At 57.6% G+C, this 15946-nt stretch carries 10 protein-coding genes and 2 tRNA genes; 9 read left to right on the top strand and 3 right to left on the bottom strand.

The genetic code is table 11. The features are described from left to right. Positions 1-239 precede the first annotated feature (239 nt). Positions 240-644 (top strand): HEAT repeat domain-containing protein, encoded by a 405-nt coding sequence (locus tag U9R25_01070; protein ID MEA3334470.1) that lies wholly within the window; start codon positions 240-242, stop codon positions 642-644. Continuing rightward, positions 634-2991: a heavy metal translocating P-type ATPase gene (locus U9R25_01065; protein ID MEA3334469.1), complete on the top strand. Its 2358-nt coding sequence runs from the start codon at positions 634-636 to the stop codon at positions 2989-2991. The genes U9R25_01070 and U9R25_01065 overlap by 11 nt, the downstream gene beginning before the upstream one ends. On the opposite strand, the gene U9R25_01060 is transcribed toward U9R25_01065, so the two are convergent. After that, on the bottom strand, positions 2970-4313 hold the full coding sequence (locus U9R25_01060; protein MEA3334468.1) for a trypsin-like peptidase domain-containing protein: 1344 nt from the start codon (positions 4311-4313) through the stop codon (positions 2970-2972). The genes U9R25_01065 and U9R25_01060 overlap by 22 nt on opposite strands. Before the next feature lie 304 nt (positions 4314-4617). Between U9R25_01060 and U9R25_01055 the strand changes: the two genes are divergently transcribed. From U9R25_01055 to U9R25_01035, 5 genes are all read left to right on the top strand, one after another. Then, entirely contained in the window at positions 4618-5334 is a 717-nt protein-coding gene (locus tag U9R25_01055) for a hypothetical protein (protein MEA3334467.1), read from the top strand. Positions 5335-5387: 53 nt separating this feature from the next. Then, positions 5388-6134 (top strand): hypothetical protein, encoded by a 747-nt coding sequence (locus tag U9R25_01050; protein ID MEA3334466.1) that lies wholly within the window; start codon positions 5388-5390, stop codon positions 6132-6134. A gap of 24 nt (positions 6135-6158) precedes the next feature. Then, entirely contained in the window at positions 6159-9038 is a 2880-nt protein-coding gene (locus U9R25_01045; GenBank protein ID MEA3334465.1) for a CHAT domain-containing tetratricopeptide repeat protein, read from the top strand. 168 nt (positions 9039-9206) lie between these two features. Next, complete coding sequence (locus U9R25_01040; protein ID MEA3334464.1) at positions 9207-10889, top strand: S8/S53 family peptidase; 1683 nt, start codon at positions 9207-9209, stop codon at positions 10887-10889. A 172-nt stretch (positions 10890-11061) separates the two neighbouring features. Beyond that, positions 11062-12222 carry a DUF3524 domain-containing protein gene (locus tag U9R25_01035; GenBank protein ID MEA3334463.1) on the top strand — a complete coding sequence of 387 codons (1161 nt, stop codon included), beginning with the start codon at positions 11062-11064 and terminating at the stop codon, positions 12220-12222. Here the strand turns inward: U9R25_01035 and U9R25_01030 are convergent. Next, complete coding sequence (locus tag U9R25_01030; GenBank protein MEA3334462.1) at positions 12209-12418, bottom strand: cold shock domain-containing protein; 210 nt, start codon at positions 12416-12418, stop codon at positions 12209-12211. The genes U9R25_01035 and U9R25_01030 overlap by 14 nt on opposite strands. Positions 12419-12677: 259 nt before the next feature. Here U9R25_01030 and U9R25_01025 point away from each other — a divergent pair. Beyond that, a tRNA-Cys gene (locus U9R25_01025) sits at positions 12678-12750 on the top strand. 58 nt (positions 12751-12808) lie between these two features. Further along, positions 12809-12891, top strand: a tRNA-Leu gene (locus tag U9R25_01020). 40 nt (positions 12892-12931) lie between these two features. Here U9R25_01020 and gyrA read toward each other — a convergent pair. Continuing rightward, the gene (gene gyrA, locus U9R25_01015; protein MEA3334461.1) at positions 12932-15892 is read right to left on the bottom strand and encodes a DNA gyrase subunit A; all 2961 of its coding nucleotides are present in this window, start codon (positions 15890-15892) and stop codon (positions 12932-12934) included. Between the last annotated feature and the right edge of the window lie 54 nt (positions 15893-15946).

The raw sequence follows: 15946 nt of genomic DNA, 5'->3' as shown, positions 1-15946 counted from the left end.
CGGTCTTTCAACGGGATGTACTCTGGAAATCGCTCTCGGAGCAATCCAGACAAGAAGTATACGCCGGGATGTGAGGATGTCAAAGTATAACCTCAATGCTTGACTCGCAGGACGACTCGCGGTAGAGTGGAAGGCAGAAGCAGCAGTGCGATTGGAATCGATTCGGAAGACACGAGTCAAGCAATCAGCCTGGGCCGGCTTACCCAGGTTCTTCTAACCCTGGAAGACTGGAGGAAACCATGGATACCCTTGGCCAACTGGAAGCGCTTGCGATTCTTCGGGACTCCGACAGGACCGACATCGAACACGAAACAGCGATTCATGCGCTCGCGGGCTACACCGACGACGAAACGATCGCTGTTCTGGTCCAGACCCTGCACGACGACGAGTTTGGTGTCCGCTGGGCGGCCGCCAACGCGCTGGCCTACTGCGGCAAGGCCGCACTACTCCCGGTTCTTCGTGACCTGGTGGCTCACGGCACCGGCGTCAATCTGAGAGAAGTCGCACAGGTAGCGCTAAGCAAAAACACGGACCCCGGGGTCCGTGAAATCAGTAAACCAGTTCTGGCTGCCATGAAGGGGCCTGCGGCAGATTTGGCAACCTCGCAAGCCGCCTATGAACTGCTGAAGGAGCTTGAAAACTAAGGAAATGGCACTTCCTGGCTCCGATGGACAGAACGAACTAAGCTATTCCATTGAGGGAATGGATTGCGCCGATTGTGCCCTGAAACTTGAAAAGAGCATCGGCCAACTTCCAGGCGTAGACGCCTGTGATGTAAGCTTCGTGAGTACGAAATTGACCCTGGTAATCGATCCGGCGGTGCTGGAACCTGGCCAGGTCGAGCGGCGCGTTCGCGACATGGGCTATGCTGTCGCCACCGGGGATGATTCGAGCGACCCCGCCAAAACCCAGGGTGTGGAGTGGCTGCTGCATACGCTGCGAAGCCAGGCCCGCCTTTCGGCCACCCTTTCATGTGGCTTGCTTATCGGCATCGGCTGGTTTGGCGCTTGGCTGCAATGGCCTGAGGTGGTCACAACCGGATTCTTTGCCGCTGCCATCGTCGTCGGCGGCTACAAGATCGCCCGCAAGGCCTATGCCAGCCTTCGCTACAACCACGAATTTGATATCAACGTCTTGATGACGGTAGCTGTGTTGGGCGCGGCGGCGATCGGGGAATGGCCCGAAGGGGCCATGGTGGTGTTCCTGTTCAGCATCGGCGAGTTACTCGAAGGTTATACCATGGGTCGGGCAAGACAGGCGATCCAGAGCCTGGTGTCCCTCTCTCCCTCACAGGCAACCATCCTGCGTCCCTGCGTCGACTGTGAGGAGCATTTTGGCAAAGCCCTTCCCACGGGAGAAGTTTACAATGGCGGGCCATGTCCCTGGTGTGAACCCCACGAACTCGCCGTTCCGGTCGAGGATTTGGCAATCGGCGAGACAATTTTTGTACGTCCCGGTGAACGATTTCCCATGGATGGCGTCGTATTGTCGGGACAATCGGCTGTCAACCAGTCGCCCATCACCGGTGAAAGCCTTCCGGTCGACAAGTCTCCTGGCGATCAGGTCTTTGCGGGCACGGTGAATGGCAATGGCACGCTGACGATTGAAGTCACCCATCTGGCCGAGGACAACACACTGAGCAGGTTGATTCACCTGGTTGAAGAGGCTCAAAGCAGCAAGGCGCCGGCCCAGCGCTGGGTTGACCGTTTTGCCCGCATCTACACGCCTGCCGTTATGGGTATTGCCGTTCTGGTGGCGATCGTACCGCCCTTGTTATTCGGTCAACCCTTTTTCGATACCGCCACCACCACAGGCTGGCTCTACCGGTCGCTGACATTGCTGGTGATTGCCTGCCCTTGCGCGCTGGTGTTATCGATCCCGGTGAGCATCGTTGCAGCCATCACGGCCGCCGCCCGTCATGGCGTTCTGATCAAGGGAGGTGCCAACCTGGAAGCCATGAGCGGCGTGCGCGCCATCGCCTTCGACAAGACGGGAACGCTGACTGTTGGACAGCCGGCGCTCACGACGATTCATTGCGCGGCCTCTGGCAACGGGCATTCCAGCACAAACTGCTCCTCCTGCGATGACCTGCTGGCCCTTGCGGCAGCCGTCGAGCGACGATCTGAACACCCCCTGGCCCGCGCTGTAGTAGAGGCAGCGCGGCACAGGCAACTGGATCGGCAATACCCTGCTGCCGGGCAAGTCGAGGCGCTTCTCGGAATGGGCGTCCAGGGCCAGATCGACGGCCAGATGATCGGCATAAGCAGCCACCGCCATGTTCACGACCTGGGCCTCTGCGAAGCTAACCCGCTCTGCAGGCAAGTCCGCGATGCCGAGCTTCGGGGGCAAACCGCGCTCCTGGTGCACGACACGAACGCGGTACGGGGATTCCTGGCCGTCGCCGATCAGGTCCGGCCGGAAGCCGCGGAGGCGATAGCAGCCCTAAAGGAGGTCGGCATCCAGCACACGATCATGCTGACGGGAGACAGCGACGCCGCAGCCATGGCAATCGCCGGCCAGGTTGGGATCGACGACGTTCGGGCCAGTCTTCTTCCGGAAGACAAAGTCAACGCCATCGCCGACATCCTCGATCATATCGGCCCTGTAGCCATGGTGGGAGATGGCGTGAACGACGCACCGGCGCTGGCCCGAGCCACAGTAGGGATCGCCATGGGCAGCGCCGGCACCGATCAGGCCATCGAAACCGCGGATATTGCCTTGATGGGAGATGACCTTGCGCGCCTGCCCTACCTGGTCCGCCTTAGCCGCCAAACGCGAAACATCATCATACAAAACGTGGCGCTGAGTCTGGCAATCAAAGCGGTCTTCGTCGTCCTGGCACTGCTGGGTTATGCAACGCTCTGGATGGCGGTTTTTGCCGACGTGGGAGCGTCGCTTATCGTGATCTTGAACAGCATGCGCCTGCTCCGATCGCGACCGAGATCGCTGAAAGAGTCAGGCCAGGGTTTCTATTTCTCGCCGTCATCCTGAAACTGGTTTCGAACTTCCATGACACCGGGACGAGCTCCCAGCTCCACGTCCAGCGAGATGGTCTCTCCATCCCTGATCACCTCCAGCGTCACCACGTCGCCCGGTTGGGTCTGGCTGGCCAGGTAGGTGATCAGATCATCCATTCCCGTGACCGGCTGATCTGCAATCGCAACGATCACATCTCCACCCACTGGATAGGGCAATGCATCCTCGATTTGCCTGTTCTGGCTGCCAACGAGACCAGCCTGGTCTGCCGGGCCGCCACCAGCAAGCGCTACGACCAGAGCGCCTCGAGTGTCCGGGGAAAGGTCGTTGGCCTCGACGACCTCTGATCGCAAGGTCTGACCGGTGATCCCCAGCCAGGAATACTCGTAGTCGCCATCCTCGATCAACTCAGGCACGATCCTTTTAGCAATGTCTATCGGCACGGCAAACCCGATGCCTGAATTGCTGCCACTTCGGCTCACGATCTGGGTGTTGATACCGATGACCCGACCAAATCGATCCAGCAGAGGTCCACCCGAGTTGCCCGGATTGATAGGCGCATCGGTCTGAACCACCTCCGGGATCGAAAAGGGTGTCCGGCCACTGTTGATCGTTCGGCCCAGTGCGCTGATGATCCCAAATGTCATGGTGTTTTCGAGGCCAAAGGGGTTGCCAATAGCTACTGCCAATTGTCCAACCCGAAGGTTGCCGCTGTTTCCAAGAACCACGGGCACCAATTGATCGGAATCGACGTCAATGGAAATTACAGCCAGGTCGGCATCGGCATCCTTGCCAAGAACCTCGGCTTCTGCCTCAAACCCATTGGAAAAGAAGACACGAACTTCGACCGCATTTTCGACTACGTGATTGTTGGTGACGATATGGCCCGCATCATCCCAGACGAAACCGGAACCCTCGCCACCCCGAAAGAAATCATCGCCGGGAGTGTCCGGGTCATCGGGTCCACCGAATGGCAAGCCTGGGACAGCGAACCCGCCCAGATTTTCCCTGTCAATGCGCTGTCGCACCTGAATATGCACCACGGAAGGCAAGACTGTCTCATAGATATTTGTCAGGACTCGTTCCTGTGCTTCAACCAAGGTCAGCGCTGCTGCCAGATCGGGTGGCAGAGTCTGGTCTGCGGGTCGTGTTGCCGCAGCGGAGACGCCTGCCCGGACCGGAGGTTGCTGAACGAAAACATCGCTCACCGTGCTGGCCTGCGCGGGCAGACCGTCAATTGCTGGAATCGCCATAACAACTGTGACAATCAACGTAGCGATCAGCAAAGCAATGATTGCAACTGAACCACCATAACGCTTTCCTGGAACCTGATCCATAAATCACCTTTCTCAAAACTCAGATTATGCCCGAAGACTCTTCCGGATTAGTGCGTCTGGAAGAAAATTGTCCCTCTATGACCGTAGATGCTGGCAGCATGCCCCATCCTTACCCCTGATATCGATCATCATCGTATCCTGCCAAGGCTAACTGCCCATTACGACAACATTAAGGGTTCATAAAATTGGATTGGCGATTACGTTGATATGGAAGACAACCCCTTTGCATCTTTTTTCAGTCATTGTATAATGGTCTGACAAGGAACATGGCGCAATTTCGATAGTTGGTTCTCCTTTTCATCCCATGGCAGACAGAGTTGACCTCGCAGCACTCAATTTATCCGGTATCGCACACCGGTGTGCCCAGGAAACTACCCATTTCTTCAACAGGAAGGATTACGATCCTGCTTTTTGTTACGAACTTTTCCGGCGCGCCATTCTACATCACGATGAACATGCCCACTCCTGTCTCTACAGCCAATACCAGCCTCTTGTAGCGGGTTGGGTAGAACGCCACCCGAGTTATCCGGGAACAGGAGAGGAAATCCAGTATTTCGTCAATCGTTCGTTCGAAAAAATCTGGAGAGCTGTGACGCCGGAGAAATTTGAGCGATTTCCCAACCTTCCATCGCTGCTGCGCTACCTGAAATTATGCACGAACAGTGTCATAGTTGATCATTCAAGATTGCGGCGTCATGAAACAGTCGATGCTGAGCCGGAGGAGGCCCTTGCAGGCAAACCAAGGCCAGGCCCAAGCGTCGAGGACAGCGCTGTCTACGAGTCTCAGAAGAAATCGTTCTGGCATCTTTTCGAGCAGCGCATGGCCAGCGAGAAAGAACGGCTGGTTCTACACGGCTGTTTCGTCCTGGCGATGAAACCGCGCGAGCTGCAACAAAGCTACAGCCAGGTGTTCGACGACACCCGGGAAATCTACCGGATCAAACAGAATGTGCTGGCGAGGCTCCGACGAGACAAGGAGTTGAGAGATATCCTGCTCGACTATGCTGAAACTTTTGGCTAGGTCTCGTTTAAACTGGTGAATCCTTATCTGTTCCAATTGGAGCGTGTTTTTTTATGAACTGTATCTCTCCACCAGCCCTTGAGGACACCATGCTGCTAATGTGGGCAGATGGTGAAACAAGCCCGGAGGTGATTTCGCACCTGGCTCGATGCGATTATTGCCGCAACCGGGCAAATGCCGTTGCGATCGAAAAACGGCATCTTGAAGGCATTCTATTCAGAGCCGAGTGCCCCTCGTCCATTGAACTTGGCGAGTTTCACGCGAGCCTGCTGCCGGCGAATCAAGCCGCGGAAATCTCAACGCATGTCGCATCCTGCCCCCACTGTGCGCTCGAACTCGTCCAGCTTGAGCGATTCCTGATTGACACCGAACCCCGGGAACAAAGCGATTTCGTTGGCCCGATCAAGGAACGGGTCCAGGTATTGATCGCCAAACTGGCCGGCAACCTTTCGCAAGGACTGCAAAGTCCGGCATTCGCTCCTGCTTTCGCCGGTGTTCGCGGTGCCGGGGATACACCCATGGTCTACGATGTCACCGGTGAAATGCAAATCGTCCTTGACCTTCAGGCCAGTGGGGAGTCGCCCGGCTCTCTGGACGTCCTCGGACTGGTAACGGGCCTGGGCCAACCCGTCGAGACCCAGGCGCATCTCTGGCAAGAGGGGCAGTGGATCGCCGCGGCCAACGTGGACGACCTGGGAAACTTCCTCTTTGCCAGCGTATCACCAGCTCAATACGACATCATTTTGAGCGCACCTGCTCTGGAAGTCCATATCCAGGAATTGGAACTGGAGAAAGATTAACCGGCTGCGAAAAAACAACGAGTGATGGCTACGGAGGAATTTGTCGAGCAGCTTCTTGCCGCGCCAGATTCTGCCAGTCAGCGCCTCCTTCTCGAGGACCATGCTGGCAAGGATGATGGCGAGATTTCCCGCGCCCTGAAGGCGGAGGCCGACAGACTGTTGAGGTCCAACGTTCAGCGATCACTGGACACTGTTGAGTTGATCAATACCTGGGCTGAATTAAACGAGGAGCCGGCAGATCAGGCCCTGGGGCTGCTTGCCGAGGCAAATGTTTACGCTCTTGGATTGGGGGATTATCATCGGGCCATCGGGCTATATGATCAGGCTGCTGACATTTACCGGCAAGCCAACATGCCAGTGGAGGAAGCGCGTTCAGCGATCGGCAAGGTAGCTGCACTGGGGTGTATTGGTCGCTATGAGGAGGCCGCCAGGGAAGCTGATCAAGCGGAAACTGTCCTCGTTGCCCACAATCAGCTAACTCCTTTGACTTCATTGACCATGAACATGGCGGTGAATTTCGCCCGCAAGGGAGCCGATCGGGAAGCCCTGGCAAAGTTCGATCAAGCAGCCTCGCTCTATCAGGAGATGGGAGAACAGGGGGAAACCGGCTGGCTCTGGACACAGCTCAACCGCTCCCATGTCCTGCGAAACCTGGGCCAATTCGATGCTGCCATCGACGCGAGCACCCTCGCCTGGCAGCGCCTCGACGAGCTTCATCAGCCGGTGGCCGCTGCCCGTGCCCGACAGAATCTGGCCATGACCTTTTTCGTTCTGGGGCGCTATAACGAAGCCCTTGAGCATCTGGACCACGTATCGGGAGTCTTTCTGGCCGACGGGCGGGAACGCGATGCCATGCTGGTTGAGTTGTTCGCCAGCAACTGCCTTATTCAGCTCCGGCGCTATGCCGATGTCCGGGATCGCTGCCTCCGGGTGCGCGATCTGTTCGTCCGGCTGGGAGCGCCAAAGGAGGTCGGACAGGCCATTGTCAATGAAGCACTGGCCTATGCAGGCCTGGGGCGATTCGGCGACGCCCTCGACTCCCTGGAGGAGGCCCGGCATATCTTCGCAGCTTCCGACAACAAGGTTTGGGCGGCACTGACTGATATCGAGACCGCCAGCATCTTGCGACAGATGAAGCAGTATGAAACCAGCCAAACCCTGGCACTTGATGCAGCGGCAGTATTGGCGGCATCCGGCCATCCTGTCCGGCAGGCGCATGGACTGTTGGTCGCGGCCCGGTCTGCGCTGGCACAGGACAGCATAGCGGAAGGCCTTGACCTGGCTGACCGATCTCTGAGGATCGGAGAGGAAAACAATATTCCGGCTCTGCAATACCAGGGCCACCACTTGAGGGGCCTGGCCGCAGCCAAACAGGGTCGTCTGGAAGACGCGATCGACGAATACAAGAAGGCGATTGCGGCGTTGGAACAGCTGCGAGGTCGGATCATGATCGAGTTTCGGGCCGATTTCCAGGGAGACAAGCAGGCGGTCTACGAAGAGCTGGTTGATCTGGGCCTGGAGAACCAGCAGCCCGAATTGAGCCTGGAATATGCGGAACGCGCCAAGTCCCGGGCATTGATCGATATGCTGGCCTTCCGGCTGGATCTCAGCATCGAGGCCAGAAATCCGGGCGATGCGGCCTTGATCACCGAATTGCAGCGGCTGCGAGAAAAGCGCGACCTGATAGTCCGGCAATGGCAGGTGCAGAACGAAATCGGCGTTCGAGGTGGATCCAGTGGCGAGGACACATGGCAGGATTCGCAGCAGGATGTTCTCGAACTTGAAAAACAAATTACCTCCCTGTGGCACAAACTGCTGATCCGCAACGCTGACTACGCACGCGACGCGGCGTTGTGGCAGATACGCGCCGAGCCCATCCAGCCCTTCCTGCCTGCTGAAACGATTCTGGTCGAATACTTCTCTGTGAAGAATGAGTTGGTGGTCTTCCTGGTGACACAGGATGCGGTTGAGGCACGCCGGCTTGGGGTAAAACCGGCCCAGATTCAGCAACTGCTTCGTCTGCTCCAGCTCAACTTTGGCGCGGTGCTGGCCGGCGGTTCGACGCGAATCGGTGAACTCACCAGGAACGCCCAGGGCCTGCTGAAGCGCGCCCACGACCAGTTGTATGCCCCGATTCAGGCACTTGTCGAGGATTTCCCGCGCCACGTGATCGTGCCCCACGGTCCTTTGCACTACCTGCCCTTTCACGCCCTGTTCGACGGAACAACCTATCTGGTCGAAAATCACGAGATCAGCTATCTCCCAGGGGCCAGTCTCCTCCGCTACAGTTCTCGGAGCCAGAAAGTGCCGGGGCCGACGGTGGCCTGCGCCCATTCGTTGCACGGCAGACTGCCCCATACCCTGGCTGAAGCCCGATCGGTGGCGGCACAATTCGACGGCCAGCTATTGCTGGAAGACCAGGCCCTGGTAAGTAAATTGAAGGACGCCATGAGGGAATGCCAGATTGTGCATATCGCAGCCCATGGCGATTTCAGGCCGGACAACCCCCTCTTTTCCGGAATCGCTCTTGAAGATAGCTGGTTGACAACGCTTGATATTTTCAACCAGCGGGTGCAAGCGTCGCTGGTGACGCTCAGCGCCTGCCAGACCGGACGCAGCGCAATCGCCGGGGGAGACGAACTTCTCGGATTGATGCGCGCCTTTTTGTACGCAGGCGCGGCCTCGCTACTTCTCACCTTGTGGACCGTGGAGGATAGTGCCACAGCGCGGTTCATGGAGAACTTCTACGGCAAACTCGCTGACGGCTTCGCCAAGGGCGCTGCGCTGCGCCAGGCCCAGCGCGAGTTTTTCAACCAGCAACTTGCCTCGGTAGAAGACGGCATCGTTGCCCATCCTTATTTCTGGGCACCATTTTTTCTGGTGGGCGACCCGGGAGCCCTTTAGTAGCTGTTTGAAAAAGGGTCAACGGTCTCCCCAGGCCGCTCGAAAGCTGCAATTCAGGCCTGGAAACCCGCCTGATGCAGCAAAGCACACTTTGAAGACCCAACAAGCCATGGACAAGACTTTTCACACAGTTTCCTTGATCGAACCGAGCTTATGGAGGAAAGAATCATGATGGCCAAACCTGGAAGATTCGTGTTAGCTCTTTGCCTGGGCCTGCTTGTATTGAGCATCGTCGTCGCTGGATGTCAATATCCACAACCTGATCAACCGACGCCCCCGTCCCCAACTGAAAAACCAGAAAGGCCAACGATCCCTCCAGGAGAGCTGCCACCATTCGATCCCGACGGCGAACGTTGCATCACGTTAAAAGCTGGGCAAAGCGGCGGGCAGACCACAAGTCGAGGCCACTATGTAAACCAGCAGGTCATCGTCAGCGGGCCGCGAGCCGAGATAGACAGGCTGATCGCCGAGCTTGATGTGAGTCTTCAGCCGATGGCCGTATGCTATCTGTATTACCCGAGCCCAAAATCGTATGTGCGCAGAGACACCATGCGTCCAGGTGAACGCAGCGGGTGGGCGGAACCGCCCCCATGGAGCAATATCCAGGACAAGGTAGAAACCCGGCTGTACTTCATCGACGGCGACAGTGAGAGCGAGCAACCGGAAGTTGTCGTAAAAAGGATCAACGAGCTGGGACAAAGTGTGGTGTTTGCGGATCCAAACTACCTGGTGGGGCCTCAAGGGGCCAGTCCCTGCGGTAACCCATTCGAAATGGAAGGCAGTCCTTTCGAAATGGAAGGCAGCCCCTTCGAGATGGAAGGCAGTGGCCAGGGAGGCCCGGGATCGGTGAGCGACGAGACCACCTTCTGGAACCAGTGGGCCTTCAAAACCGCCAGGGCCGGCAGAGTCTACAGCCAGGAGTGGCGCCAGCCTGAGCTCGCTGCTATTCGCGTTGGCGTCTTCGACACCTCGCCCTTTTCGTCGGCTGGTCAAACGAGAGTGAAGGCAGATTCCGCTTCGTTCGCACTTACGGTGCACGACGTTCCGATTCTAAATCGACTCGAGCCCGCTCCCGGCAGCCCCGGTGGAGATGCATCAGAGCACGGCACAATGGTTGCAGGATTGGTCAACGCCGTAGCTCCCGTCACAGACATCCATCTTTATCCGGTCCTGAACAAGTATGGGTGTGGCGATCTTTTTTCGTTGATCGTTGCACTCAACGGCTTTGTCGACTCGGTGGTTGAGAACAAGGGACAGGGTAGAGCGGTCGCCAACCTGAGCCTGGGCGTTCACCAGCCCCGGAATGTCGAAAAATACCGGGTACCTGCCGAGGTGGTTTCCTTGGAAGAGGCTGTCTCGCGGGTCTACAACAATGACATCGTGGTGGTTGCAGCCGCCGGAAACAGTTCAGCTGAGATCGAGGGAGATGGCGAAGCTGCCAGCCCCGATTTGCCGGCTGATTTCCCCTATGTGGTGGGTGTTTCGGCCAGCAATATCTACACCAAGCCATCCTGTTACTCCAACAGGGGTGATGTCGCTGCGCCCGGAGGGGATGGTCAATTGACGCCCAGCGAGTCCTGCCTGCCGCGATCGGCTGATTGTGATCCTGCCGATACCCAATGTCCTTTCGGTGTGATAAGCACGGTAAGCGAGAATGGAGGTGGCTTGCGATTTTGGGTTGGCAGTTCCTTCTCGGCTCCTATCGTGTCTGGCCAGGCGGCTCGACTGCTGCAGGAGGGCGTCAACCCAGCCGATGTTGGGCAAGAACTGGCAGAATCGGGCAGCCACTACGGTAGTCCAGATCCAGTTCTCGGATCCGGGGTGACCAATCACGACGGTTCGCTTCCCTGATCACAAAACCCATATGATCTACAAAGAGCTGCTGAGATTGAAATCGGAGAGAAATAAGCCGCAGATCACGCAGATCGCCGCAGATTTCCGCTGATCTCTTCAATTCTCCAATCTACCAAAACCAGCGCTCGTCTGCGGGAATTCGAAACTGAAAATGGTATCCTGATAGATTATGCCTCAAAAGGTCCTGTTGTTGGAACCCTACTTCACCGGCTCCCACGCTACCTGGGCCGAGGGTTTGGCGCGGCACAGCCGGCATGATGTCACTCTCTTGACCCTGCCAGGCCGTTTCTGGAAGTGGCGAATGCACGGCGCTGCAGTTACGCTGGCCCGACGGCTGAAGGAAAGCCGGCTGAGGCCCAACGTGATTCTGGCATCCGACATGCTGGACCTGGCCACGTTCCTGGCGCTCTCACGGGACGTCACCGGCGGCGTCCCCGTGGCCCTTTACTTTCACGAGAACCAGTTGGCCTATCCAGCCAATCCTGTCGACCAAAGCTGGGACGACTCCCGCCGGCGTCGAACGCAGTCAGCCGGCACCGATATGCATTACCCGTTCATCAACTACACCAGCGCGCTGGCAGCCGATCGCATCCTGTGGAACTCCAGGTTCAACCGGGATAGTTTCCTGGACGGACTGCCCCGATTCCTTAAACAGTTCCCCGATTTCAATGAAACCGATACCGTCAGACTGATAGAGAAGCGCAGCCAGGTCCTGCCGGTCGGCCTGGCACTAGGTTCCCTCGACGAAGCCCGGCCGGCAATCCCTTACGCCGGGCCTGCCCTGCTTCTCTGGAATCACCGCTGGGAACACGATAAAGGTCCCAACAGCTTCTTCGATGCGCTCGACGCCCTGGAGTTGACAGGAGCGGATTACAGGGTCGCTTTATTGGGTGAAAGCTTTCGATTGACTCCGACCGAGTTCGAGAGCGCCAGGGAACGTCTGCCCCACCGCATTGTTCAGTTTGGCTATGCGAAAGATCGATTGGCGTACGGGGAATGGCTGTGGAAGGCCGATCTGGTCGTCTCCTGCGCACGCCACGAGTTTTTCGGCGTGAGCATCGCCGAAGCCATGTATTGCGACACCTGGCCGATACTGCCTAATCGACTGGTCTACCCCAACCTGATCCCCTCCGAATATCACAGTCGATGTCTCTACGAGTCACCTGAAGACCTGGTGGCCTTGCTACACCGGGCGATCAGCAAAATCGACATGGTGCGGCAGCAAAGTCTGCGGCCCGTTGTCGAGTCATTCGACTGGCGACACATGGCTCCACAGTATGACGACATGCTGTCCGGGTTGGCGACTGAAGAACCGCTTAGAGGGATATGATCCCGGTTGCCTGGGGCCCTCGCGAGGTTGCTTCGACAGCGAATTCCACCAGGTCGCCTTCCCCTGGTTTGTTCCCTTCCTGCAACCCACTCCGATGGAAAAAGACTTGCCCGCCGCCGGTGCCTATGATAAAGCCCCAGCCTCGGCGTGCGTTGAAGAACTTGATGGTGCCCCGTTGTCGCCCGGAACCGGGCAGCAACTGGATACATCCGGGACAATAGTCCGGTTTCCCTGTCGCTGAACGCTGCTGAAAGGCGGTCCAGATGAACCTTGTGCCGCACTCGCGACAGGTCAAGATCTTATCATCGTTCACTGTAACAGTTCCCTCCACAGGAGGTTTTCCCGATGCCAGCCGAGATCGGCCGAGCGGAACTATGCGACAATTTTCGATACCCAACCGAAAACATGCGACAGTTGACAAGAGCCGCCATCCCAGGTAAAATGAAACTACGTCAGGCGACGTGGCCAAGTTGGTTAAGGCAAGGGTCTGCAAAACCCTGATCGCCGGTTCGAGTCCGGCCGTCGCCTCTGGATAAGTGGCCTATAGCGGATGTCAGCTATAGGCCATCTGCTATCAACCTGATCTGGGGCGGTGGCGAAATGGCAGACGCAGCGGACTTAAAATCCGCCGGGGTAACACCCATGTGGGTTCGACTCCCACCCGCCCTACCTTGAACAAAGCCCGGCACCTTTCATACCGGGCTTTTTTTTATGACTGCTTTCCAACGCTGCGCAGCTTATCCAGGAGAGAAAGCTGCCGCGCTTTCTTTTTCCGTGTTCCTGTCGTCCCCTTTGGAACAGGTTTCGAGGCAGGCTTCTTTGTCGCACCCTTCGCAGTCGACCCTGAACTGGCAGCAGGATCACGTTTGGCCGCCGGTGTCTTCTCTTTTCCAGAATCTGGCGCCTTTCCAGTGGCCGTTTTGCCACTGGTCGAGGAAGTCCTGGCGCTGGATGACCCCGCTTTCGGTTTGCCGGTCGCGCTCGGTTTACCCTGCGATACCTTCTTGGTTGTTCCAGATCCTTTGGCAGCATCTTTTATCTTTTGCCTGCGCGCGGCGGTTGGCGACCTGGTGGCTGTCGAGGCTTTGGTCCTTGCGCCCGCTGCCATCGCTGCACCGGCAGCTCTGACCGCCTGCTTCCTTGTTTTTCCAACTTTCTTCGCTGCGGCCGGTTTCCCTGTTTCCGGCGTTTTCGTTCCCGAACGGCCGCCTCCGGTTCGTCCCGGTCGAGCAGAAGGCAGATGAAGCACGGCAACTACGGCATCGTTTTTGGCCGGTTGCACCAGCATCTTTCCCATGGCACTGCGTCCACCCGCGGAGATCTCCCCGTATTCGATACGCCGAAGAGTCCCTCCCCGACTGGCGCTGAAAAACTCATCACTGGGCTGAACCACGAGGGCTGTCGCCACGGCACCACTGCGCTGGCCCAGGCGAATGGCTGTCAAGCCACTGCCATGCCGGCCCTGGATCGAATACTGAGCAAGAGGGGTGCGCTTGAAGTAGCCTGCTGTGGTCGCAATGACCAGTTCGCTATCAGGTCGTGTTACCGCCAGGCTGACAACCTCATCACCGCTGCTTAACTTCATGCCCCAAACCCCTGCTGCCGAAAGACCCATGGGGCGCACGTCGGATTCGCGGAAGCGGATCACCTGGCCCAACCTGGTGGTCAGCATGATCTCTCCGGTGCCATCCGACAACTGCACGCCAACCAACTCATCACCTCGCTCGACATTCATGGCGGTCGAGACGCGAACCGTGGCCCGGGCATCACCGATCTTTATCCGTTTGACGCGACCATCGCGCGTGGACATGGCAATGAAACGTTCGTCACCTTCGGGGTCGCCGTTGTTGTCCTTGGCCGCCAATACAAGCCCGACGATCCGGTCGTTGCGATTGAAGAACCCCAGATCTGCCACGTGGATAGGGTTATTGACGGGCAATCGATGGACCGCGAAATGCGCCATGCGACCATCAGCTGAAAAGAGAAACGCTTCGTCGAGCGTGCGACCTGCAGAAACCACCGAGGGCGCGCGGCGGCCCACCTTGGAAGGCAATTTGCCCCGGCGGCGCCCGCTCATGCTTTCCCGCAACAAATGACCGTCTGACGCCATTGCCACCATCACAGGCTCGTCAGCCAGCATATCGCGAACGGTGAGACTCTCGCGGGAGGCACCACGTTCCACGATGCGTGTGCGCCTTGGATCTGCGTAGCGCTCCTTGAGACCGACAAGGTCTGACTGGATGACACCAAGGATCTTTTTTTGATCCTTCAGCAAGCCCTCCAGATAAGCAATGTTCGTCCGCAGGTCGGCAAGCTCATCGCTCAACCTCTTCCGTTCCAACCCTGCAAGTCGTTTGAGCGGCATATCAAGAATGGCCTGGGCCTGGACCGGCGTAAACTTGAACTGTCGCACCAGATTCCGGCGGGCCGTTTCTGTATTGCGGGATTTTCTGATGGTTTCGATGATCTCGTCCAGAATGTCGATGGCCCGGAGCAAACCTTCGACGATGTGAGCCCGCGCCCTGGCTCGCTTCAACTTGAACTCACTGCGGCGGCGAATGATCTCCCGGCGATGTTCAATGTGAAATTGCAGCACCCTCTTCAGGCTCAACAGACGGGGTTCGCCGTTGACCAGCGCCAGCATGATCATGCCGAAGGTCTGCTGCATTGGGGTGTACTTATAGAGATCGGCCAACACATTCTTCGGGTCTGCGTTGCGGGTCAATTCTATGACGATCCTCATGCCGGCCCGGTCCGACTCATCGCGCAGATCGGTGATGCCCTCGATCTTTTCATCCCGGGCCAGTTCGGCGATTCGCTCGATGAGGCGGGTCTTGTTTACCTGATAGGGCAACTCGGTCACCACGATGCGGTTTCGGTTGCGACTCATCTCCTCGATATGGATCTTTGCCTGCATCCGAAAGCGCCCGCGACCTGAAGCATAGGCACGGGCAATTACATCCTCAGCATCGCTTCCATCACCGCTGTAGCGGTAGACTATTCCCGCCGTGGGAAAATCGGGCCCTTTGATGAACTGCATCAGATCCGCAACCGTGATCTCATCAATCTCGTCGTAGCGCTCGATGACGTAAATCAAGGCATTGCAGACCTCGTCCAGGTTGTGGGGAGGAATATTGGTTGCCATGCCGACAGCAATGCCGCTGGCGCCGTTTACCAGCAGGTTGGGCAGTTCGGACGGCAACACGGTCGGCTCCTCCAACATGCCGTCAAAGTTTACGGTGAAGTCAACGGTATCTTTGTCGATATCGGAAAGCATCTCGTGGGCGAGCAACTCGAGACGCGCCTCGGTATAACGCATGGCCGCCGCATTATCGCCATCGATGGAACCGAAATTGCCCTGCCCATCGACAAGGGTATAGCGCAAGCTGAAATCCTGCGCCATTCGAACCATGGCATCATAGACAGCCCCATCGCTATGGGGATGGTATTTGCCTAACACTTCACCTACGATACGGGCCGATTTCCTGTGCGGTTTTTCATGGTCGAGGCCCATGTCGTGCATAGCATAAAGTATGCGGCGGTGCACCGGTTTGAGACCATCCCGCACATCGGGCAGAGCGCGCGCAACGATGACGCTCATGGCGTAATCCAGATAGGCCCCCTGCATTTCCGTCTGAATATCGATCTGTCGAACCTGTCCTAATTCCATACCGACGCTCCACATAAGCCTGGCGACCGGCCACCCCGGATAACCGAGGCGACA

It is taken from the genome of Chloroflexota bacterium, from assembly GCA_034717495.1.
GTDB lineage: Bacteria > Chloroflexota > Anaerolineae > JAAEKA01 > JAAEKA01 > JAYELL01.
This window is presented reverse-complemented; position numbering and strand designations above follow the sequence as displayed.

What these genes read in the sequence shown, in the direction of transcription:
- U9R25_01070 (MEA3334470.1), top strand. Translation starts at nt 240, where the DNA reads ATGGATACCCTTGGCCAACTGGAAGCGCTTGCGATTCTTCGGGACTCC.
- U9R25_01060 (MEA3334468.1), bottom strand. Translation starts at nt 4,313, where the DNA reads ATGGATCAGGTTCCAGGAAAGCGTTATGGTGGTTCAGTTGCAATCATT.
- U9R25_01055 (MEA3334467.1), top strand. Translation starts at nt 4,618, where the DNA reads ATGGCAGACAGAGTTGACCTCGCAGCACTCAATTTATCCGGTATCGCA.
- U9R25_01050 (MEA3334466.1), top strand. Translation starts at nt 5,388, where the DNA reads ATGAACTGTATCTCTCCACCAGCCCTTGAGGACACCATGCTGCTAATG.
- U9R25_01045 (MEA3334465.1), top strand. Translation starts at nt 6,159, where the DNA reads ATGGCTACGGAGGAATTTGTCGAGCAGCTTCTTGCCGCGCCAGATTCT.
- U9R25_01040 (MEA3334464.1), top strand. Translation starts at nt 9,207, where the DNA reads ATGATGGCCAAACCTGGAAGATTCGTGTTAGCTCTTTGCCTGGGCCTG.
- U9R25_01035 (MEA3334463.1), top strand. Translation starts at nt 11,062, where the DNA reads ATGCCTCAAAAGGTCCTGTTGTTGGAACCCTACTTCACCGGCTCCCAC.
- gyrA (MEA3334461.1), bottom strand. Translation starts at nt 15,892, where the DNA reads ATGGAATTAGGACAGGTTCGACAGATCGATATTCAGACGGAAATGCAG.